Below are 21168 nucleotides of genomic sequence, written 5' to 3'. Positions count from 1 at the left end.
AACCACTCAGAACAGGACATGCTGATGAGCAAGACCGAAACCCCGGCCTTGACCGGAGAGGGTGCGCCCCTGGTTCAGGAGGTGAAGCAGGCGATGGCTGGCTTCGTGAATGAATTCAAGGGACTGAAAGCCGAAGTTAATACTAAACTGCAACAGACAGAAGAGCGACTGACCATGCTGGATCGTAAATCAACAATCGCGGCACGCCCGCATCTTGCCGCCTCGATCGAAGACGGAGCCCCGCATCAGAAGGCATTTGACGCCTATGTGCGGTCCGGCGAAGATGATGGGCTGCGTGGCCTCGAGATGGAGGCCAAGTCCCTGTCAACAGCGGTCAACAGCGATGGTGGCTATCTGGTTGATCCGCAGACTGCCGAGACGATCAAGTCGGTTTTGAACTCGACCACCTCGATCCGTTCGATTGCATCGGTCGTGAATGTCGAGGCAAATTCGTTCGACGTGCTGATCGATCACACCGATGTAGGTGCGGGCTGGGCTGACGAAAACTCGGCCACAGCGGAAACCGGAACACCGTCGATCGATCGCATCTCGATCCCGCTGCACGAGCTGAGCGCGCTGCCCAAAGCGTCGCAGCGTCTGTTGGATGACAGCGCCTTCGACGTCGAGGGCTGGCTGGCCGGGCGTGTTGCCGACAAGTTTGCACGCGCCGAGGCGGCGGCATTCATCAACGGCGATGGCGTCGACAAGCCTAAGGGGTTGATGATCCACCGAGCGGTGCCGAATGATGGCTGGTCCTGGGGCAGCGTTGGCTATGTCGCGACCGGTATTGATGCGGGTATTGATGCGGATGCGATTGTCGATGTGGTCTATGCGCTGGGCGCGCAGTACCGGGTCAACGGGACCTTCATAATGAATTCGAAGACTGCGGGTGTGATCCGCAAGCTGAAGGACAGCGATGGCCGCTTCCTGTGGTCCGATGGTCTGGCCGCAGGTGAGCCGGCGCGTCTGATGGGCTATCCGGTTCTGATCGCCGAGGACATGCCGGATGTGGCAACCGACAGTTTCTCGATTGCCTTTGGTGACTTCCAGGCTGGTTACACCATTGCCGAGCGTCCCGATCTGCGCGTGCTGCGCGACCCGTTCAGCGCCAAGCCACATGTCCTGTTCTACGCGACCAAGCGCGTCGGCGGCGATGTCAGCGATTTTGCTGCGATCAAGCTGGTGAAATTCGGCACCGCCTAACGCGGGCTGAATCCGGGGGGCCCTGGCCCCTCGGACGGCGGGCGCGGGCCGGAGTGAGATCCTCTGCGTTGTCTAGCTGCTCCCCTCCGTCCGAGCAACGTGGGGCGGCGCGTGCCCGCCATTTTCCAAGGATGGGGCCCTGGAGGGGTCCGAGATTGCGGAGTGAGTGGATGATGTTGATCGAAGAGACCGCCATCGCGGATGCGGCGCTGCCGGTGGATCAGTTCAAGGCGCATCTGAGGCTGGGCACGGGCTTTGCCGAGGATGATGTGCAGAACGAAGTGTTGAAGGGGTTCCTGCGGGCCGCCATTGCGGCGATCGAGGCGCGTACTGGCACGGTTCTGATCACACGGGATTTCTCGTGGAGTTTGAACAGGTGGCGCGACCCGTCGGGCGAAGTGCTGCCTGTGGCCCCGGTGGTTTCAGTGCAGGCCGTGACGCTGACTGACAAGCAAGGAGCCGAAACAGTTGCGGACGCCGCGACCTATCGCCTGGAGCATGATAGTCAGCGGCCCCGGATCCGCCCATTGGGATCCAGCCTGCCTGCCATCGAAACGGGTGGTTCCGTAAAGATTTCGTTTGTCGCGGGGATGGCGCAGGATTGGGGCGGGTTGCCTGCCGATCTTGGGCAAGCCGTGCTGCTGCTGGCGGCGCATTACTATGAATACCGGGATGAAACCTCATTGGGCGCTGGATGTATGCCCTTTGGTGTCACCAGCCTGATCCAGCGCTATCGCATGGTGCGTTTCGGGGCGGGGGTATCGCAATGAATACGCCGCATCTGAACCGTAAATTGGTGCTGGAGGCGCCGATGCGAAGTGCTGATGGGTCGGGGGGCTATACCGAAACATGGGCCGCGATGGGGACGCTATGGGCCGAGGTGACGGCGCGCAGTGGGGCCGAACGGCAGATCGCCGGAGCGTCCGTTTCGCGTGTCGGGTACCGCATCGTGGTACGTGGTGCGCCCATGGGGTCTTCGATGCGCCCCGCGCCAGATCAGCGGTTTCGCGAGGGAAATCGCTGTTTCGTAATCCGGGCCGTGGCCGAGCATGATCCGCGCGGCAAGTTCCTGACCTGTTTCGTAGATGAAGAGGTGGCGGCATGAGCTATGGCGTTTCCGCCGCTTTGCAGGCGGCCGTGTATCAACAGCTTTCAGCGGACGCAGCAGTCAGCAGCCAATCGGGGGGCGCGATCTATGATGCCGTGCCCGCGGGAACCGTGCCGCAGACCTATGTGACGCTGGGCCCCGAAGAGGTGCGCGACGCGTCGGACCGAACAGGCGCGGGCGCGATACACCGCTTCACCGTTTCGGTGGTGTCCCAGGAGGCAGGGTTCGGTGCTGCCAAAACACTGGCGGGCGCGGTGTGTGACGCGCTGGAAAACGCGCCACTTAACCTGGTTCGCGGGCGTTTGGTGGGGCTGTGGTTCGAGCGGGCCTCGGCCCGGCGCACCGGGACCGGCGGCACCATCCGCCAGATCGACCTGAAGTTCCGCGCCCGCGTGGAAGATGACTAAGCAATCAACGGAGAGAGCACATGGCTGCCCAGAACGGAAAAGACCTGTTGGTCAAAATGGATATGAACGGTACCGGCCTGTTCCAGACCATCGCGGGGCTGCGGGCCACGCGCATAAGTTTCAATGCTGAAAGTGTGGATGTCACCAGTCTGGAAAGCCAGGGTGGATGGCGCGAGCTTTTGTCCGGGGCGGGGGTCAAATCGGCTTCTATCTCTGGCTCGGGCGTGTTCAAGGATGCTGGCACGGATGAACGCGCGCGGCAGTTGTTCTTTGATGGCGAAACTCCGGCCTTTCAGGTCATCATCCCTGATTTCGGGATTGTAGAAGGCCCGTTCCAGGTGACCAGCATCGAATATGCGGGCTCGCACAACGGTGAGGCGACCTATGAGATGAGCATGGCCAGTGCCGGTGCTCTGACCTTTACGGCGCTTTGATCCGATGGCCAATCCGTGGACAGGCGAGGTGGCGCTGACCATCGATGGCGAGCAGCGTGTGCTCAAACTGACGCTTGGTGCTTTGGCGGAGCTGGAGCAGGAGCTGAATGCTGGGTCGCTGGTTGAGCTGGTGCAACGGTTTGAGGGCGGTGCGTATTCCAGTGCAGATGTTCTGGCGCTGATCGTTGCCGGTTTGCGGGGCGGTGGCTGGAACATTGCCCGGGCCGACCTGATGCATGCCGAGATCGAAGGCGGCCCCATGGCTGCCGCCAGAACCGCAGCCGAATTGTTGGCGCGCGCCTTCATGGTGCCGGAGGGCGCATGAGCGGGTTCGACTGGCCTGCCCTGATGCGGGCCGGATTTCTGGGGCTGCGACTGACGCCGGATCAATTCTGGCGTCTGACCCCGGCAGAGCTGCGGCTGATGCTGGGGCAGGGGTCCGGAGCGTCTGCAATGAACCGGGCGGGGTTGGATGCCTTGCTGGCGGCTTATCCGGACAAGACACAAGGAGAGCGTGATGACAGATCGTGACGGGTTTGATGACCTGCAAGAACGAGGCGAAGCGCTGGGCGATTCCCTCGGCGATGCTGCGACTATGGCGGCGGCGTTTGACAGCCAGATGAAGCGCATCAGCGCCGCATTTGAAGAAACCGGCAAGGATGTCGCCACGCTGGAGCGCGGCATGTCCAGCGGATTGCGCAAGGCCTTCGATGGTGTCGTTCTGGATGGGATGAGTCTTTCCGGTGCGCTGGATGTCCTGAAGAACTCCTTGATCCAAACGGCTTATGCGGCCGCGATCAAGCCGGTGACGGACCACTTTGGCGGAATGCTGGCCAACACGGTCGGCGGGTTGGTGAAGGGAATTCTGCCCTTTGCTGATGGCGGCAGCTTCAGCCAGGGCCGGGTGATGCCCTTCGCCAATGGCGGTGTGGTCAGCGGCCCGACAACGTTTCCCATGCGCGGAGGCACCGGGCTGATGGGAGAAGCCGGGCCCGAGGCGATCATGCCGCTTGCGCGCGGGGCCGATGGCAAGCTGGGTGTGCGGACGCAGGGCGCTGGGCGTGCCGTGAATGTGGTGATGAACATTTCAACACCGGACGTGCAAGGGTTCCGCCGATCTCAGGGGCAGATAGCGGCCCAGATGAGCCGCGCGTTGGGGCGCGGCAATCGCAACAGATAAATCAGGGAGCAGCTGATGAATTTCCACGAGGTGAGATTTCCCGCCAGTCTGAGCTTTGGCTCGGTCGGCGGCCCGGAACGGCGCACGGACATCGTGACGCTGGCCAATGGTTTTGAAGAGCGCAACACGCCCTGGGCTCATTCGCGTCGTCGATATGACGCGGGGCTGGGGATGCGGTCGCTGGACGATATCGAGACATTGATTTCCTTCTTCGAAGCGCGGCAGGGTCAGATGTTCGGCTTTCGCTGGAAAGACTGGTCGGATTTCAAATCCGGCAAGGCCACGGCGGACATCAATTTCGGAGATCAGGTGATCGCGAAAGGCGACGGAACACGCACCGAGTTCCAGTTGATCAAGACCTACCAATCGGGCGGAGTAAGCTATGCGCGTCCCATCGTGAAACCGGTATTGGGGACGGTGCGTCTGGGGCTGGATCAGGATGAGGTCCGCGAGGGCGTGGATTTTGACGTTGATCTGATGACGGGCAGGGTCACGTTTGCGGACCCGCCGCCGGAAGAGGTCGATATCACCGCGGGTTTTGAGTTTGATGTGCCGGTGCGTTTTGACACCGACAAAATCCAGACCAGTGTTGCCAGTTTTCAGGCCGGCGACGTACCGAATGTTCCAGTGGTCGAGGTGCGCATCTGATGGCTGAAGATATTAAGGGCCTGCACGCGCATCTGCAAAGCGGGTTGACAACGGTCTGCCGCTGTTGGGCGATCAAACGCACGGACGGGCAGGAATACGGTTTCACCGACCACGACATGGAGCTGAGTTTTGACGGGTTGACCTTCAAGGCCAGTACCGGCCTGACGGCCGCCGCCATCGAGCAGGCCACGGGCCTGTCCATCGACAACACGGAAGCGATGGGCGCCCTGTCTGACGCGGCCATTCGCGACGAGGATATCGAAGCGGGGCGTTTTGACGGGGCCGAAGTGCGCGCCTGGCTGGTCAATTGGGCAGATCTGGATCAGCGCGTCCTTCAGTTCCGTGGTTCTATCGGTGAATTGCGCCGCTCTGGCGGCGCGTTCCATGCGGAATTGCGTGGCCTGACCGACTTGCTGAACCGCCCTTTGGGGCGCGTTTACCAAAAGCCTTGCACGGCTGTGTTGGGGGATCGGGCCTGCCGGTTCAACACCGACACGCCGGGGTATTGGTTCGACGGTGTGATCTCGGGTTTCGATGGCGGCACCCTTTTGCATGTTGCAGGAGGCCAGACCATTGAAGAAGGCTGGTTCGAACGGGGACGCGTGGATGTTTTGTCCGGATCTGCCAAGGGGTTGTGGTCTTCGATCAAGAACGACAGGCAGACGGCAACCGGGCGCGAGATCACGCTTTGGTCCGGTTTCGGGGCAAGCCTGGCGATCGGCGACAGTGTGAAACTGCGGGCAGGATGCGACAAACGCATGGAAACCTGCCAGTTCAAGTTCAACAACTTTCTGAATTTTCAAGGATTTCCAGATCTTCCGGGCGAAGACTGGGTCATGGCTGTTCCCAAGAAAAGCAAAGCCAATAGCGGAGGCAGCTTACGATGACGATACGTAGAGAGGATATTGTGACAGAGGCGCGCAATTGGCTTGGAACGCCTTATATGCATCAGGCCTCGGTCAAAGGTGCCGGTGCGGATTGTCTGGGCCTGTTGCGCGGCGTTTGGCGCGCCGTGATCGGGCGGGAACCTGAATCTGTTCCGGCCTACAGCATGGACTGGTCCGAACCGCAGGGTGAGGAACGGATGTGGTTGGCTGCCAGGCGGCATCTGGTCGAAAAACCAATAGGCAAAATGGCATCGGGGGATGTTCTGCTGTTTCGGATGCGCGACGCAAGCGTCGCCAAGCATCTGGGCATCGTCAGTACCACGCACCCCGAGCCCCGCTTTATTCACGCGTATTCCGGCCACGGCGTGGTGGAAAACGCACTGAGCAGGCCTTGGTACCGCCGTATCGTTTCCTGTTTCGAATTCCCGATGGAGATGCATTGATGGCCACTATTCTTCTTTCTGCGGCCGGGGCCGCGCTGGGCGGTTCGATCGGGGGCACGGTTGCGGGCCTTTCAACCGCGATTATCGGTCGGGCCGTTGGTGCGACGGTCGGGCGGGTCCTTGATCAGAAGTTCTTCAACCAGTCCGTTATGGGCAGCGGCAGTGAGGTCGTCGAAACCGGCCGCATGGATCGGTTTCGGTTGACGGAAACTGGCGAAGGTGCGCCGGTGACCACCGTGTTTGGCCGTATGCGTGTGGGTGGTCAGGTCATTTGGGCTTCGGATTTTCTGGAGACCCAGACGACCACCACAGAGGGTGGCGGCGGCGGGGGCAAGGGGAAACCCAAGACCCCTGAGGTGACTACCGTCACGTACAGTTACTCGATTTCGCTGGCGATTGCGGTTGGCGCCGGTGAGATTGCCGATGTCGCGCGGATTTGGGCGGATGGAGAAGAACAAGATCGATCCAGCCTCAACATGCGGGTTTACCATGGCACGTGGGATCAGTTGCCGGATCCTCTGATCGAGGCGATTGAAGGCGCTGGAACGGTTCCAGCATATCGCGGAACCGCCTATGTCGTGATCGAGGACTTCCCGCTCGGCGCTTTCGGCAACCGGGTGCCGCAGTTTTCATTTGAAGTTGTGCGCCCCACGCAGCGGGACATGCCCGATCACGACAGTGCATTGCCTCAGATCGTGCGCGGGGTCGCCATGATACCGGGGACCGGAGAATACGCTCTGGCCAGCTCTCAGGTGAATTATTCACAATCTGGCAAGAGCTGGCCTGCAAACGCACATTCCGCGTCAGGCACCTCGGATCTTGTCTCCTCGACCCGAGCGCTGGAAAGCGAGTTGCCCAATTGCAATGCTGCATCATTGGTGGTGTCGTGGTTCGGCGATGACCTGAGATGCGGACATTGCAAGATCCGGCCAAAGATCGAACAGCGCGAGAACGACAGCAGCGATATGCCCTGGATCGTATCTGATCAGGCCCGAAGTGACGCCGGGCTTGTGGTGCGACAGAACGGCCGCCCGGTCTATGGGGGGACTCCGGCCGATGCGGCCGTGGTCGAGGCGATCCGGCATCTGAACCAATCCGGCAAACGGGTGATGCTTTACCCATTCATCCTGATGGAGCAATTGCCGGGGAACGGGCTGCCTGATCCCTGGTCGGATGCGTCAAGTCAGCATCACCTGCCATGGCGTGGGCGGATCACCCTGGATGTGGCGCCGGGACGTCCGGGTTCCGTGGACCAGACGGCATCGGCCGATGCACAAGTCGCCGCGTTCTTCGGAACAGCACGTGCGCAAGATTTTGCGATCAACCAGGGTACGAACGGATCGGGCGGCAGCGGTGGTGGCTCGGGTGGTCTGGTCAGGCCCAGACCGGGTGGTCGGCCTGACGACAGAGGGGATACCGGTTTAACTTGGGTAACCGGGGGCGGTAACCTTGGCGGGCTGCTGGGGGACAGCGGTGTCCCGGCCAAAGAAATCATCACATATTCCGGCCCTCAGGAATGGAGCCTGCGGCGTTTCATTCTGCACTATGCCATGCTGTGCAAGGCTGCCGGCGGCGTTTCGTCGTTCTGCATCTCGTCCGAGATGCGTGGCCTGACCCAGATCAGGGGGGCTTCGGGCTTTCCGGCCGTTGCGCAGCTTCGCGCCTTGGCGGCCGAGGTGCGTCAGATTCTGGGGCCGAACACCAAAATCGGCTATGCAGCGGATTGGAGCGAGTATTTCGGATACCAGCCAAAGGGCACCAGCGACAGGTATTTTCACCTCGACCCTCTTTGGGCGGACGACAACATCGATTTCATCGGCATCGACAACTACATGCCCTTGTCCGATTGGCGCGACGGTGAACACCATCTGGACGCCGAGGCTGGCGCGCCTTCGATATACGACCTGAGTTATCTTCGCAGCAATATCGAAGGCGGTGAAGGGTATGACTGGTACTACGCCTCTCCGGAAGAGGCGGAAGCGCAGATCAGGACTCCGATCAAAGATCAGGGGTATGACGAGCCGTGGATCTGGAGATACAAGGACCTGCGCAACTGGTGGTCGAATCCGCATCACGAACGGATCGGAGGTATGCGTCAACCCAACCCGACCGATTGGGTGCCCAGATTGAAACCGATCTGGTTCACCGAGTTGGGGTGTGCGGCAATCGACAAGGGCACGAACCAGCCGAACAAATTCCTGGACCCGAAGTCATCGGAATCGTTGTTGCCCGCGTATTCAAACGGGCTGCGCGACGACTTCATTCAGGTTCAGTATCTGACGGCGATGCTTGGCTATTGGAGCGATCCGAAGGTCAATCCGATCTCGGACATCAACGGCGCGCCGATGGTGGACATGGCAAACGCGTATGTCTGGGCATGGGATACCCGTCCGTTTCCGACCTTTCCGAACCTGAAAAGCCAGTGGGACGATGGCGAGAACTATCCCAGAGGGCACTGGCTTAACGGTCGGTCCGGGTCTCGCACGTTGGCCTCCGTGGTGACCGAAATCTGCCACGGTGCAGGTGTCACGGATATAGACGTCTCTGGTCTGTACGGTGTGGTCCGCGGGTATGTCATCGAAGACGTGACGAACGCTCGTTCCGCCTTGCAGCCGCTGATGCTGCGCTATGGGTTTGATGCGATCGAAAGGGATGGAGTGTTGAAGTTCCAGATGCGCGACGGGTATGGCGCAGTTGCCTTGAACCCCGATCATCTGGCGATCAGCAGCGATCTTGAAGGGACGGTTGAACACCGGCGTGAGGCCGAGGCCGAAATGACCGGGCGCGTTCGTCTGCGCTTTGTTCAGTCGGACGCGGATCATGATGTCGTCGCGGAAGAGGCGGTTTTGCCCGATGATCGCACCCATTCCGTATCGGTGAATGAGATGCCCCTGTCCATGACCCGCACCGAGGGGCGGCAAACAGCCGAACGCTGGTTGAGCGAAGCCAGAGTTTCCCGCGATACGGTTCGGTTTGCGCTTCCGCCGTCTCAAATGCACCTGGGGGCAGGGGATCTGGTTCGTTTGACAGATGCTGAAACCGGGCCGGTGTACCGGATCGACCGGTTGGAATCCGCCGACTTGCAACTTGTTGAAGCGGTTCGGATTGAACAGGGCGTGTACAAAGCGTCCGAATTGAATGACGACCCGGCAACGCTCAAACCATATGCGGCGCCGGTCCCCGTGCTGCCGGTTTTTCTGGATCTGCCCTTGATCACGGGGGCCGAGGCCCCTCATGCGCCCTATCTGGCCGTTACCGGAGATCCATGGCCCGGGGCGGCAACGGTCTATTCCTCGTCCAGTGACGATGGCTATCGCCTGAGCGACGTCATTGCCCAGCGGGCAGTGGTCGGCGTGACCGAAACACCGCTGAGCCGCGCCAGTGTCGGTGTCTGGGATGAGGGCCCTGCCTTGAAGGTCAAACTGCTTGCAGGTCAGTTGGAATCCCGCCCGCGCAGCTCGGTGATGAATGGCGTCAATCTGGCTGCAATCGGTGACGGAACACCTGGTAACTGGGAGGTTTTTCAGTTCGCTGACGCGGCGCTCGAGGCCCCGGATGTATACGCGTTGTCCGGGCGGCTCAGGGGTCAACTGGGAACAGACGCCTTGATGCCTGATGTCTGGCCGGATGGATCGGTATTCGTGCTGCTGAATGACAGGGTGCAACAGATCAGCCTGCTGCGAAACGAAAGGCGTCTTGCCAAACATTATCGCATTGGGCCTGCGACCCGCGGCTATGATGACCCGTCCTATCAACACCTGATTGCCTCGTTTGCAGGCAACGGATTGCGCCCCTATGCGCCTGTGCACATGCGGGCTCGGTCTGGTACCGCCGGGGATGAGCTTACGTGGATCCGACGTGCCCGAACGGATGCGGATGACTGGTCGGGGCTGGAGATTCCCCTGGGCGAAGAAACCGAATCCTACCTGGTCCGTGTCGTTGCGGGTGGAACCGTTCTGCGTGAAGAACTGACATCCGAACCAAGGTGGACCTATTCGACGGCTATGAAAGCGGCGGATGGTCTGTCCGGGGGCTATGAGGTCGAAGTGGCCCAGGTATCTGCTGTATTCGGACCGGGAGCCTGGTCGCGTCTTGCGGTTGGGCAAGCTGCTTGATGCGGCCGGTTCTGCATGGAGATGTCAGTGCTGCGGCGCGCGCCTTGCTGGCCGTGCCGCAGCCGGACAGGGGGGCTTTGTGTGTGCGGATGATCCACGAGGCGGAATTGGCCGACAGGCATTTGGAGCGCACGGGCAAGCTCCACCCGGTTTACGGCAATGGTTCTCTCATGGCCGTTGCGCGAAACAGGGCCCTGGCCGATGAACCCGGGTTTGACGATCTGCAATATTGCAAGTGTTTTGAGATGGTTCTGCACCAGCTTGCCAGATTTCAGGCTAGCCGGACGCGCAGCTGACGCATTTGCTGGCAGCCAGATCCAGATTCAGCCGCCCATCCGGAATGCGCTCGCCGCAGTCTTCGCAATACCCGAACTCGCCCGCTTCAAGCCGTTCCAACGCGGCCAGAAGCCGGCGTGTTTCCATATCGCGATTGGCCTGCTGTGCCTTGGCCATGGCTTGATTTTGCAGCGCATCCATGCGGCTCAGCCGTCCAACGGCCTGTTGATCCAGCTCGACAACAGCCTGAGACTGCTGCCCCGACGCTGACATCTGCTGCAATTCCGCCAATCGCTCGCGAATTCGTGTTTCGAAATGGGTGCGCTCTGACTCATTCATTTTCGTTACATGACCGATCATGGGTTTGCGTTTGGTCTTTTTGCCACTAAATGGCATTCTAGGCGCAGCAAAGGATCAAAGCCATGTTCGAAAAGCGCAGCCATGTGACACCGGTTGATCCGGTCTGGACCCGTATCACATCCGAAGCCCATGCGGCCGTCGAGAAAGAGCCCCTCATGGGGGGGCTCGTGCACGCCTGTATCCTGCATCACCGCAGCCTTGAACGGGCGCTTTCATATCGGGTGGCGGCCAAGCTGTGCTCGAACGAAATGTCGATGATGGTTCTGCGTGAAATCGTGGATGAGGCATATGCCGACGATCCGGGTTTGCTTGAAGCCGCCCGCGCGGACCTTATGGCCGTTTACGAACGTGACCCGGCCTGTCATCGGCTATTGCAGCCGATCCTGTATTTCAAAGGGTACCAGGCCATGCAGGCCTATCGCGTGGCCCATTGGTTGTGGCGCAAGGGGCGCTATGATCTTGCCTATTTCTTCCAGATGCGCTCATCCGAGATTTTCGGGATCGACATTCACCCGGCAGCCAAAATCGGCAAGGGCATCATGATCGACCATGCCCATTCCATCGTGATTGGCGAGACGGCAGTGGTGGGTGACAACGTGTCGATGCTGCACTCGGTGACACTGGGCGGAACCGGCAAGGAAGAAGAAGACCGTCATCCAAAAATCGGAGACGGTGTTCTGATCGGGGCCGGGGCCAAGGTGCTGGGCAATATCACCATTGGCCATTGCAGCCGCATCGCGGCCGGTTCGGTGGTGCTGCAAGAGGTGCCGCCCTGCAAGACCGTCGCCGGTATCCCCGCCAAGATCGTGGGGGAAGCCGGGTGCGACCAGCCTTCGATCTCGATGGATCATATGCTGGGCAAGGATCAGTAACAGCTCAGCGAGAGCGGTTGGAGCGTTTGTCCAACCACTTGCGCCGCCGTTCTTCCCGTTTTTGTTTGCGAAGCTCCTGCCGTTTGTCCTGTGCGGCTTTGTGCCGGGCAATCGCGGCCGGATCGTTTGGCTTGAACTTTGAATGCTCACCCGGATAGCCGTTGGGCTTTGCCATGGCACATTCAGGTGCCGTGGCTGCGGGTATCGCCAAAACAGTAGGCCGAGAATGAGATTTTGAGCGCATCGCGCACCTGCCTTCCGTCTGCTTCTAAAGGAAGGAAGTTGGGCGTTTGGATACATCGGGTAATCGGTGCCCCGATCACGCAAGTTCAATTCAGTGCAAACACTTAAGGCTGCCCGCGCTCCGGCTGTCCAGGGCGCGGGCATTCTTTGGGTCGTCAGGCCAGCATGACCATCGGGTTTTCCAGGTTGTCGACAATAGCCTTGAGCAGTTCTGCCCCCAGCGCGCCGTCGATGACGCGGTGATCGACGGACATGGTAACAGACATTACGGTCGCCACCGTCAGTTCTCCATCATCCCCGACAACGGGCTTTTTCACGCCGGTGCCCACCGCCAGAATGCCGGCATGAGGCGGGTTCACGATGGCGTCGAAATTGTCGATGCCGAACATACCGAGGTTCGAGATGGCAAACGTGCCGCCCTGATACTCGTGCGGTGCCAGCTTGCGCTCGCGGGCGCGGGCGGCGAGATCCTTCATCTCGGTCGAAAGCGCCGACAGAGATTTCATGTCGGCGTCCTGAAGAACCGGGGTGAACAACCCGCCCTCGATCGCGACCGCTACGGCCACGTCCGACGGCTTGAGTTGCAACACGCGGTCACCCGCCCAGACGGCGTTGCAGGCCGGAACCTGCTGAAGCGCGTTGGCGACGGCCTTGATGATGAAGTCGTTCACGCTCAACTTCACGCCACGGCCTTCCAACTGCTTGTTCAACTGGCTGCGGAACTTCAGCAGCGCATCCAGCTTGATGTCACGGCGCAGGTAGAAATGCGGGATGGTCTGTTTGGCCTCGCCCAGTCGCGCAGCGATGGTTTTGCGCATCCCGTCGAGCTGAATTTCTTCGTACTCGCGGCCCTCATACATCCGCGCGACCATATCGGCGGACGGTCCAGAGGCCGCCGCCGGTGCGGTCGCAGGCGCGGCCGCGGCGGCTGCCGGGGCAGGGGGCGTCGCAGTGGCCGTCGCGCCCTCGACATCCGCCTTGACGATGCGACCATGCGGGCCAGAGCCTTTGATCTGTGCCAGATCTAGGCCTTTCTGCGCAGCGATCCGTCGGGCTAGAGGGGAAGCAAAGATACGACCGCCATCCGCCTTGACCGGAGCGGCCGGCGCAGGGGCAGGGGCGGGCGCCTCGGACGCCGCAGGGGCGGCGGCCTCGTTGCCCGCGTCGGCTGCGGGGGCAGCCTCCGGGGTCTTGGCCGGGGCCGCGGCGATGTCATCGGCGCTTTCGCCATCTTCCAGCAAAATCGCGATGGCGGTATTGACTTTGACCCCTTCGGTGCCTTCGGGGATCAGGATTTTGCCGACGATGCCTTCATCGACGGCTTCGAACTCCATCGTGGCCTTGTCGGTTTCGATCTCGGCTAGCAAATCGCCGGAGGAGACGGTGTCGCCTTCCTTGACCAGCCATTTTGCAAGCGTGCCTTCCTCCATGGTCGGTGAAAGGGCGGGCATCAGAATTTCGGTGGGCATCTGTCTGTCGCTCCTTACCGGTAGGTCACTTGTTTCACGGCTTCGATCACCTCGTCCGTAGTGATCAGGGCCAGCTTTTCGAGGTTCGCGGCGTAGGGCATCGGAACATCCTTGCCGGTGCAGTTGATGACCGGCGCGTCGAGATAATCGAATGCTTCCTGCATCACGACGGATGAGATGTAGCTGCCGACCGAACCTTGCGGCCAGCCTTCTTCCACGGTCACCAGACGGTTGGTTTTCATCACCGAGTTGATGATCGCACCGGTATCCATCGGACGGATGGTGCGCAGATCGATGACCTCGGCGCTGATGCCGTCTTCGGCCAGCCTGTCGGCGGCTTCCAGCGCGTATTGCATGCCGATACCGAAGCTGACGATGGTCACGTCCGAGCCTTCGCGCCAGATGCGCGCCTTGCCCAGCGGCACGGTCAGGTCATCGACCTGTGGCATGTCGAAAGTGCGACCATAGAGGATTTCGTTTTCCAGGAAGATCACCGGGTTGGGGTCGCGGATGGCCGATTTCAGCAGGCCCTTGGCGTCGGCTGCGGAATAGGGCATCACCACCTTCAGGCCGGGGATCTGCATGTACCAGGCGGCATAGTCCTGGCTGTGCTGGGCAGCCACGCGCGCGGCGGCGCCGTTGGGGCCGCGGAAGACGATCGGACAACCCATCTGACCGCCGGACATGTACAGCGTCTTGGCGGCCGAGTTGATGATCTGGTCGATCGCCTGCATCGCGAAGTTGAACGTCATGAACTCGACGATCGGTTTCAGCCCGCCAAAGGCCGACCCGACGGCGATACCGGCGAAACCATGTTCGGTGATTGGTGTATCGATCACGCGCTTGGGGCCGAATTCGTCCAGCAGACCCTGGGAAATCTTGTATGCGCCCTGATACTCCGCGACTTCCTCGCCCATCAGATAGACGTCTTCGTCGTTGCGCATTTCTTCGGCCATCGCGTCACGCAGAGCTTCGCGAACGGTTTCGGATTTCATCTCGGCATCTGCCGGCCAGTCGGGCGACAGGTCGACTACCGGCGCAGCGGGGGCCGCAGCAGCAGTAGGAGCGGGGGCCTCGACCGCCGCCGGGGCGGCTTCGGCCACTGCTGCGGCTGCCGGTGCAGCCGTGGTCACGGCCGAGGCGTCTTCGCCTTCCTCGACCAGAACCGCAATCGGGGTGTTCACTTTGACCCCTTCGGTGCCTTCGGCGATCAGGATCTTGCCGACGATGCCCTCGTCGACAGCTTCAAATTCCATTGTCGCCTTGTCGGTCTCGATTTCGGCCAGGATGTCACCGCTTGATACGGTGTCGCCTTCCTTGACCAGCCATTTGGCCAGCGTGCCCTCTTCCATCGTGGGCGAAAGGGCGGGCATGAAAATTTCGGTTGCCATGTCTTATTCGTCCTCTCAGGCGTAAATGTCGGTCCAGAGCTCTTCAACGGCGGGCTCGGGGCTTTCTTTCGAGAATTCGGCGGCTTGGTTCACGATTTCTTTGATTTCCTTGTCGATCGCCTTCAGGTCATCCTCGGTCGCGTGTTTGCCGGTCAGCAGCAACTCGCGCACATGTTCGATCGGGTCGCTTTGTTCGCGGACTTTCTGAACCTCTTCGCGGGTGCGGTACTTGGCCGGGTCAGACATCGAGTGGCCGCGATAGCGGTAGGTCTTTACCTCAAGAATGTAAGGGCCCTTGCCGGCGCGGCAGTGGGCAACGGCCTTTTCACCAGCGGCTTTGACGGCCAGCACATCCATTCCGTTCACGATCTCGCCGGGGATGCCGAAGGCTTCGCCGCGCACATAGATATCGGGTGACGAGGTCGAACGCGCCTGCGCTGTGCCCATGGCGTATTGGTTGTTCTCGATCACGAAAACCACGGGAAGATCCCACAGGGCGGCCATGTTGAACGTCTCATAGACCTGACCCTGGTTTGCGGCACCGTCGCCGAAATAGGTAAAGGTCACGCCGCCATTCTCTTTGTACTTGTCGGCAAAGGCCAGACCTGCACCCAGCGGAACCTGCGCGCCGACGATGCCATGGCCCCCATAGAAGTGCTTTTCTTTCGAGAACATGTGCATCGAGCCGCCCTTGCCCTTGGACAGGCCGCCTTCGCGCCCGGTCAGTTCTGCCATCACGCCGCCCGGGTCCATGCCACAGGCCAGCATATGGCCGTGGTCACGATACGAGGTGATCCGCTTGTCGCCGTCCTGTGCTGCCGCTTCGAGCCCGACAACAACCGCCTCTTGACCGATGTACAGGTGGCAGAACCCGCCGATCAGGCCCATGCCATAAAGCTGACCCGCCTTTTCCTCGAATCGACGGATCAGAAGCATCTCGCGGTAGTATGTCTTGAGTTCTTCCGCAGAAACATTTGGTTTCTTTGTGGTTTTTCGCGCAGCCATAGTGGCGATCTCCCCCTTTCGGCAAGATAGTTTAGCGTTAAACTATCTCATAAAGCATTTGGGGCTTTCTGGCGAGGGGAAATGTGACGCAGCGTCCGCGCGGGCGCGGCGGTGCTGAAATGCAAAGCGGTGCAACGATGTATCGAAGAATTGCGGCACCCGAAAAGGATCAGCGGATCACGATTTCATCCGCTCGGATCATACCAAGAACCGAACGCGCCTGCTGATCGAGCAGGTCGAGATCCAGATAGGTATCAGACAGGCGGCGGGTCAGGTTTTCCAATTCGGCGATTTGGGCATTTAGTTTTTCCAGGTCGTGTGACAGGGCGTCCCGTTCCGCAGCAATTTCGACCCGCCGAAACAGGCCATAGTCACCCTGCACGGCGGCAAAGGTGAAATACACACCAAGCATGAAAGCCACCGAGAAGAAGACGATTGAGCCCAAACCGGGCCGATGGGAACGGGACACTCTGTTTACCGCCGTATGAAAACTTGCCTCAAAAACGTGCCCTTTGCGGACATCTGAACGCACTATGTCACAGGTGATTCGGGTTGTGAATCCCCTGTTTCGATTTTTTCATCAGTAATTTAAGCGCGTCCTGATCCGCGTCAGCGCCATGATTCCAGCGCCTGATTTCGCGCGACGGTCTGTTCTTTCATGCAGGTCCAGTAGAACATCGGTGCAGCGCTGCCGCCACCCGACAATTCCTTGTCGCAGGTTGCGTCTCGGGCCTTCAGCCAGGCGCGTTGTTCGGTCAGAAGGGCATCACCGTCGCCGCGCGCATCGGCTGCGGGCTTGATCTGAGCCCACAGCCGGTTGAGTTCGCGATCTGCGGCCTCCCATTGTTCCTTGGCGCAGAAATTGGCGTCAAGCTGGGTTTGGCCGCCGCAACTGAATTGAGCTGCGGCAGAGCAGGGCAGCATAATTAGGACAAGAAGGTAAATTGGCTTCACGGCAATATCCCCCGTTCAAAAGGGGATACTACCATGGACCATGTCAGGCGATCAAAGGCGGCAAGTGGTGCTTACTGATCCAGCGCTGCGACACCGGGCAGCGTTTTGCCTTCCATCCATTCCAGAAACGCGCCACCCGCGGTCGAGATATAGGTGAAGTCCTTGGCGGCACCCGAGGCGTTCAGGGCAGCAACCGTGTCTCCACCTCCGGCGACCGAGATCAGCTGGCCCGAACGGCTGAGCGCGGCCGCCTTCAAGGCAGCGGCATTGGTGGCGGCGTCGAACGGTTCCAGTTCGAATGCGCCCAGCGGTCCGTTCCAGATCAGGGTTTTGCTTTTTTCGAATATCTCAATGATCGCGGCCACGCTTTCGGGGCCAGCGTCCAGGATCATGCCATCGTCGGGGCATTGATCCGCGGGCAAAACTTGATGCGGGGCATTGGCTTCAAACGTTTCGGCAACCACGACGTCACGTGGCAGAACGATCTGACAGCCGGTGCTTTCGGCTTTGGCCAGAATTTCGGCTGCGGTGTCTTTCATCGCAGTTTCGGCCAACGATTTTCCGACGCTGACACCTTGCGCGACGAGGAACGTATTGGCCATGCCGCCACCGATCACCAAATAATCTACCTTGTCGATCAGATTGCCCAGCAGTTCCAGCTTGGTCGAAACCTTGGCCCCGCCCACAACCGCTGTTACGGGGCGTTCGGGCGCGCCCAACGCGCTTTCCAGTGCCTGCAACTCGGCCTGCATCAAACGACCGGCACAGGCGGGCAGCAGGCGCGCGATGGCCTCGGTCGAGCTGTGGGCCCGGTGCGCCGCTGAAAACGCGTCGTTGCAGTACACGTCACCCAGCTTAGCCATACCTGCGGCCAGATCGGCATCGTTCTTGGTTTCGGCCGCGTGAAAACGCGTGTTCTCGAGCAACAGCACCTGGCCGGGCTGCAACGCCTGCGCCGCCAGTTCGGCCTCGGTTCCGACACAGTCGGCAGCAAACAGGACTTTGGCGTCAAAAGCGCTTTCGAGGGTCGGAACCAGTTGCTTGAGCGACAGATTCTCGCGCCGCTCGCCTCCGGGGCGACCGAAATGGGCCAGAAGGATCGGTTTGCCGCCAGCGGCCAGAATGTCGCGCACCGTCGGCACGATTCTCTGGATGCGGGTGGCGTCGGTCACGACACCGTCAACCACGGGCACGTTGATATCCACACGCACAAGTACGCGTTTGCCGTTCAGGTCCATATCGTCCAGTGTTTTCCAGCCCATTGTGCGATCCTTGTCATTGGCAAATGATTTAGGCGGTTCTTTTCCTGCAATTTGCCCTCAGGTCAATGCGTCACTTGGCATTCGTACGCGTGCGTCATAGGTATTTGCGCAAGATAAACGACAGGAGGGCCTCATGGCCGAGATCAAAGATCCCGAAAACACGATCATCATCGAGCTGAAAGACGGCAACGTCGTCATCGAGCTGCTGCCGGATGTGGCGCCTTTGCACAGCGCGCGGATGAAAGAACTGGCCCGCAGCGGAGAATACGACAACGTGGCCTTTCACCGAGTGATCGACGGCTTTATGGCCCAAACCGGTGACGTGCAGCATGGCGATATGGAGGACGGTTTCAACCTGCGTATGGCGGGGACCGGCGGTTCGTCGCTGCCGAACGTACCGGCAGAGTTCTCCAAGTTGCCCCATGATCGCGGTACGCTGGGCGCGGCCCGGTCGCAGAACCCGGATTCGGCCAACTCTCAGTTCTTCATCAACTTCAAGGACAACCACTTCCTGAACGGTCAGTACACCGTTTATGGCCGCGTCATCGAAGGCATGGAGCATGTGGACGCGATCGTTCGTGGCGAGCCGCCTGCGAACCCCGACCGCATGATCAGCGTCAAGGTGGCCGCAGATGTATAAGCTTGCCGCCACCTTTGCCTTGCTGGCAAGCCCGGCGCTGGCCAGCGGTTTGCAGATCGAGGTCGAAGGGGAAGGGGCCAATGGCACGATCTCCATCGATCTGTTCGAAGATGTCGCGCCGAAGCACGTGGAACAGATCACGGTACTGGCTGCGGACGGCAAGTATGATGGAGTGGTTTTCCACCGCGTGATCGAAGGTTTCATGGCCCAGACCGGCGATGTTCAGTACGGCAGTTCCACCGCGAACGGTTTTGACATGCGGTATGCCGGGCGTGGCGGGTCAGACCGCCCGGATCTGCCGGCTGAGTTTTCTGATCTGACCTTTGATCGTGGCGTGGTCGGCATGGCCCGGTCGCAGAACCCGGATTCAGCCAATTCGCAGTTCTTTATCATGTTCGAACCCGGCCCGTTTCTGGACGGTCAGTACACCGTAGTCGGTCAGGTGACCGACGGTATGGACGTGGTGGATGCGATCAAACGGGGGCATTCCCAGACCGGAGCGGTTACGGGACAGCCCGACGTGATGAAAAAAGTCACCGTCACCGAATGAACCGAAACAGCCCGGCGTTCCAAAGAGCGCCGGGCTGTTCCTTATGGTCGATTGAACGAAACTCAATCGTCTTGTGACATCGCTTTCCAGATGACCGCACCGATTGCGCCGCCGATCAGCGGGGCCACCCAGAACAGCCACAGCTGTGACAGGGCAGGGCCGTCGGCAAACAGGGCGACGCCTGTGGACCGGGCCGGGTTGACCGAAGTGTTGGTAACCGGAATTGATACCAGGTGGATCAGGGTCAAGGCCAGACCAATTGCGATGGGGGCGAAACCGGCCGGCGCTTTGTCAGAGGTTGCACCCAGGATGATCAGGATGAAGAAAGCGGTCATCACGATCTCGATCACCAGAGCGGACATCAAAGAATACCCGCCGGGCGAGGCCTCACCATATCCGTTGGACGCAAATCCCCCGACGCCGGCGAAGTCGGGCGCACCGCTGACGATCAGATACAGAACCACTGCGGCGGCGATGGCGCCGATGACCTGAGCGATCCAGTAGGGCAGCAGATCCTTTGCCGGAAACCGCCCGCCGATCATCAGGCCCAGGCTGACCGCCGGATTGAAGTGCCCGCCCGAGATATGGCCAACCGTGTAAGCCATTGTCAGAACCGTCAGGCCGAAGGCGAAGGAAACGCCAAGCCACCCAATGCCGACATCTGCAACGCCCGCTGCCAATACGGCACTGCCGCAACCTCCGAGAACCAGCCAGAAGGTGCCGAAGAACTCGGCCAGTAGTTTTGATGACATGAAATTTCCTCCACAATGCAATGCGCTTAAGCGTAGTTCATAAATTAACTTTTGTTAAATTGTGCCGAACGGGGAATTTTCCCGGCACCCTCGCACCAGGGGTCGAAAAGCCCTTAGTGCCATTGAGCAGGATCCAAGTGGAACAGCTTGGACAGTTGCTTGTAAACCTCCGGGTCCGACCTGCGCAGGGCCTTTGGTCGCTCAAAGAACACTTCAACCGAAACGGCGAAAAACTCCTCGTGCCCTTCCGCGCCATAGGGGTCGATTACGGTTGGCTGCCCGGATTCGACGGCGCGGACATGCGCGTCATAGGCTGTCAGGAATGCGGCTTCCCATTCTGAAAAGCTTTGGTCGTCGCTGAGTACGGGCACCCCGTTGGCCGACCCTGTCAGATCGTCGATCTGGTGGGCAAATTCATGAAATACAACATTTTGGCCGTCATGATCGTTCATGGCCCCGCGCTGGCTATGCGCCCAGGACAGGATCACCGGGCCGCGGTTCCAGCTTTCCCCTGTGCGCACGATTTCCTTCTCGGTGACGACATAGCCGCTGTGACGGCTCTGTCTGGATTTGAATGCGCTGGGATAGATCAGGATGGTGGTCAGATTGTCATACCAGAGATCGGTATTCACTACCAGCAGGCAGGCTTGCGCGGCGATGGACAGTTGCATGTCTTCGGTAACGTCCAGACCGTCGCACCCGATGAATTCAACCTGATCCAGGAACAGGTTGATCTTGCCCTCCAGCTTTGCGCGCAGGCTTTGTGGCAGTTTCCGCAAAATCGGGACCTGAGCGTCGACAAGCTGCCGTTGTTTGTCAGTCAACGGCGCGGCCAACAGGGCGTGGCGCGCCTGTCGTTTGGACCAGAAATAAAAGGCCAGACCTGCGGCGATCACCGCAATAAGTGTCAGAAAAATCAACATGGCCCGACCCTAACGTGATCCCGGCGGGATCAAAACAAGTTTCCCG

General features: G+C 60.1%; 26 protein-coding genes. 16 read left to right on the top strand and 10 right to left on the bottom strand.

Annotated features, from left to right (window positions below):
• Positions 1–24 precede the first annotated feature (24 nt).
• From GOW56_RS03625 to GOW56_RS03560, 13 genes are all read left to right on the top strand, one after another.
• Entirely contained in the window at positions 25–1203 is a 1179-nt protein-coding gene (locus GOW56_RS03625; protein WP_171204956.1) for a phage major capsid protein, read from the top strand.
• 170 nt (positions 1204–1373) lie between these two features.
• Positions 1374–1973, top strand: a complete 600-nt coding sequence (locus tag GOW56_RS03620; RefSeq protein ID WP_171115395.1) for a head-tail connector protein — start codon at positions 1374–1376, stop codon at positions 1971–1973.
• Positions 1970–2308, top strand: coding sequence for a phage head closure protein (locus GOW56_RS03615; protein WP_171204955.1), 339 nt, complete (start codon positions 1970–1972; stop codon positions 2306–2308). Before GOW56_RS03620 ends, GOW56_RS03615 begins: the two co-directional genes overlap by 4 nt.
• Entirely contained in the window at positions 2305–2718 is a 414-nt protein-coding gene (locus tag GOW56_RS03610; RefSeq protein ID WP_152458314.1) for a DUF3168 domain-containing protein, read from the top strand. The genes GOW56_RS03615 and GOW56_RS03610 overlap by 4 nt, the downstream gene beginning before the upstream one ends.
• 20 nt (positions 2719–2738) lie before the next feature.
• Entirely contained in the window at positions 2739–3152 is a 414-nt protein-coding gene (locus tag GOW56_RS03605; RefSeq protein WP_170343937.1) for a phage major tail protein, TP901-1 family, read from the top strand.
• Positions 3153–3156: 4 nt separating this feature from the next.
• Positions 3157–3477 carry a gene transfer agent family protein gene (locus GOW56_RS03600; RefSeq protein WP_152458312.1) on the top strand — a complete coding sequence of 107 codons (321 nt, stop codon included), beginning with the start codon at positions 3157–3159 and terminating at the stop codon, positions 3475–3477.
• Positions 3474–3683, top strand: a complete 210-nt coding sequence (locus tag GOW56_RS03595) for a rcc01693 family protein (protein ID WP_170343939.1) — start codon at positions 3474–3476, stop codon at positions 3681–3683. Before GOW56_RS03600 ends, GOW56_RS03595 begins: the two co-directional genes overlap by 4 nt.
• The gene (locus GOW56_RS03590; RefSeq protein ID WP_171204954.1) at positions 3670–4332 is read left to right on the top strand and encodes a phage tail tape measure protein; all 663 of its coding nucleotides are present in this window, start codon (positions 3670–3672) and stop codon (positions 4330–4332) included. Before GOW56_RS03595 ends, GOW56_RS03590 begins: the two co-directional genes overlap by 14 nt.
• A gap of 15 nt (positions 4333–4347) precedes the next feature.
• Entirely contained in the window at positions 4348–4980 is a 633-nt protein-coding gene (locus GOW56_RS03585) for a DUF2460 domain-containing protein (protein WP_171204953.1), read from the top strand.
• Positions 4980–5867 carry a DUF2163 domain-containing protein gene (locus tag GOW56_RS03580; protein WP_171204952.1) on the top strand — a complete coding sequence of 296 codons (888 nt, stop codon included), beginning with the start codon at positions 4980–4982 and terminating at the stop codon, positions 5865–5867. The genes GOW56_RS03585 and GOW56_RS03580 overlap by 1 nt, the downstream gene beginning before the upstream one ends.
• On the top strand, positions 5864–6310 hold the full coding sequence (locus GOW56_RS03575) for an NlpC/P60 family protein (protein WP_171204951.1): 447 nt from the start codon (positions 5864–5866) through the stop codon (positions 6308–6310). The genes GOW56_RS03580 and GOW56_RS03575 overlap by 4 nt, the downstream gene beginning before the upstream one ends.
• Entirely contained in the window at positions 6310–10425 is a 4116-nt protein-coding gene (locus tag GOW56_RS21715; RefSeq protein WP_254447147.1) for a glycoside hydrolase/phage tail family protein, read from the top strand. Before GOW56_RS03575 ends, GOW56_RS21715 begins: the two co-directional genes overlap by 1 nt.
• The gene (locus GOW56_RS03560) at positions 10425–10721 is read left to right on the top strand and encodes a hypothetical protein (protein WP_171167653.1); all 297 of its coding nucleotides are present in this window, start codon (positions 10425–10427) and stop codon (positions 10719–10721) included. The genes GOW56_RS21715 and GOW56_RS03560 overlap by 1 nt, the downstream gene beginning before the upstream one ends.
• On the opposite strand, the gene GOW56_RS03555 is transcribed toward GOW56_RS03560, so the two are convergent.
• Positions 10702–11040: a TraR/DksA C4-type zinc finger protein gene (locus GOW56_RS03555; RefSeq protein ID WP_171167654.1), complete on the bottom strand. Its 339-nt coding sequence runs from the start codon at positions 11038–11040 to the stop codon at positions 10702–10704. The genes GOW56_RS03560 and GOW56_RS03555 overlap by 20 nt on opposite strands.
• Before the next feature lie 83 nt (positions 11041–11123).
• On the opposite strand from GOW56_RS03555, the gene cysE reads away from it, so the two are divergent.
• Positions 11124–11933, top strand: coding sequence for a serine O-acetyltransferase (cysE, locus tag GOW56_RS03550; RefSeq protein WP_152458304.1), 810 nt, complete (start codon positions 11124–11126; stop codon positions 11931–11933).
• Between the two features lie 4 nt (positions 11934–11937).
• Here cysE and GOW56_RS03545 read toward each other — a convergent pair whose 3' ends face one another.
• The 7 genes from GOW56_RS03545 to pgk all read right to left on the bottom strand — a co-directional run bounded on the left by GOW56_RS03545 (position 11938) and on the right by pgk (position 18257).
• Positions 11938–12108: a hypothetical protein gene (locus GOW56_RS03545; RefSeq protein ID WP_171204950.1), complete on the bottom strand. Its 171-nt coding sequence runs from the start codon at positions 12106–12108 to the stop codon at positions 11938–11940.
• Between the two features lie 223 nt (positions 12109–12331).
• On the bottom strand, positions 12332–13645 hold the full coding sequence (locus tag GOW56_RS03540) for a pyruvate dehydrogenase complex dihydrolipoamide acetyltransferase (protein ID WP_171204949.1): 1314 nt from the start codon (positions 13643–13645) through the stop codon (positions 12332–12334).
• A gap of 14 nt (positions 13646–13659) precedes the next feature.
• Positions 13660–15036: a pyruvate dehydrogenase complex E1 component subunit beta gene (locus GOW56_RS03535; protein WP_171204948.1), complete on the bottom strand. Its 1377-nt coding sequence runs from the start codon at positions 15034–15036 to the stop codon at positions 13660–13662.
• Positions 15037–15051: 15 nt separating this feature from the next.
• The gene (gene pdhA, locus GOW56_RS03530) at positions 15052–16041 is read right to left on the bottom strand and encodes a pyruvate dehydrogenase (acetyl-transferring) E1 component subunit alpha (protein ID WP_171115415.1); all 990 of its coding nucleotides are present in this window, start codon (positions 16039–16041) and stop codon (positions 15052–15054) included.
• A 169-nt stretch (positions 16042–16210) separates the two neighbouring features.
• Positions 16211–16510, bottom strand: a complete 300-nt coding sequence (locus tag GOW56_RS03525; RefSeq protein WP_170343950.1) for a septum formation initiator family protein — start codon at positions 16508–16510, stop codon at positions 16211–16213.
• 140 nt (positions 16511–16650) lie between these two features.
• Positions 16651–16995 (bottom strand): lysozyme inhibitor LprI family protein, encoded by a 345-nt coding sequence (locus tag GOW56_RS03520; RefSeq protein ID WP_217358774.1) that lies wholly within the window; start codon positions 16993–16995, stop codon positions 16651–16653.
• Positions 16996–17066: 71 nt separating this feature from the next.
• Positions 17067–18257 (bottom strand): phosphoglycerate kinase, encoded by a 1191-nt coding sequence (pgk, locus tag GOW56_RS03515; RefSeq protein WP_171204946.1) that lies wholly within the window; start codon positions 18255–18257, stop codon positions 17067–17069.
• Between the two features lie 133 nt (positions 18258–18390).
• On the opposite strand from pgk, the gene GOW56_RS03510 reads away from it, so the two are divergent.
• Together GOW56_RS03510 and GOW56_RS03505 are read left to right on the top strand one after the other, a co-directional pair.
• Positions 18391–18897: a peptidylprolyl isomerase gene (locus GOW56_RS03510; RefSeq protein ID WP_152458298.1), complete on the top strand. Its 507-nt coding sequence runs from the start codon at positions 18391–18393 to the stop codon at positions 18895–18897.
• Positions 18890–19447 carry a peptidylprolyl isomerase gene (locus GOW56_RS03505; protein ID WP_171204945.1) on the top strand — a complete coding sequence of 186 codons (558 nt, stop codon included), beginning with the start codon at positions 18890–18892 and terminating at the stop codon, positions 19445–19447. Before GOW56_RS03510 ends, GOW56_RS03505 begins: the two co-directional genes overlap by 8 nt.
• A gap of 62 nt (positions 19448–19509) precedes the next feature.
• Here GOW56_RS03505 and aqpZ read toward each other — a convergent pair whose 3' ends face one another.
• Together aqpZ and GOW56_RS03495 are read right to left on the bottom strand one after the other, a co-directional pair.
• A complete protein-coding gene (aqpZ, locus tag GOW56_RS03500; RefSeq protein WP_171167669.1) occupies positions 19510–20199 on the bottom strand; it encodes an aquaporin Z in 690 nt (229 codons plus the stop codon).
• Positions 20200–20312: 113 nt separating this feature from the next.
• A complete protein-coding gene (locus GOW56_RS03495; RefSeq protein WP_171167671.1) occupies positions 20313–21122 on the bottom strand; it encodes a zinc-dependent peptidase in 810 nt (269 codons plus the stop codon).
• Between the last annotated feature and the right edge of the window lie 46 nt (positions 21123–21168).

Origin of the sequence: Ruegeria sp. HKCCA0235A (genome assembly GCF_013033235.1) — a bacterium.
Classification (GTDB): domain Bacteria; phylum Pseudomonadota; class Alphaproteobacteria; order Rhodobacterales; family Rhodobacteraceae; genus Ruegeria.
This window is presented reverse-complemented; position numbering and strand designations above follow the sequence as displayed.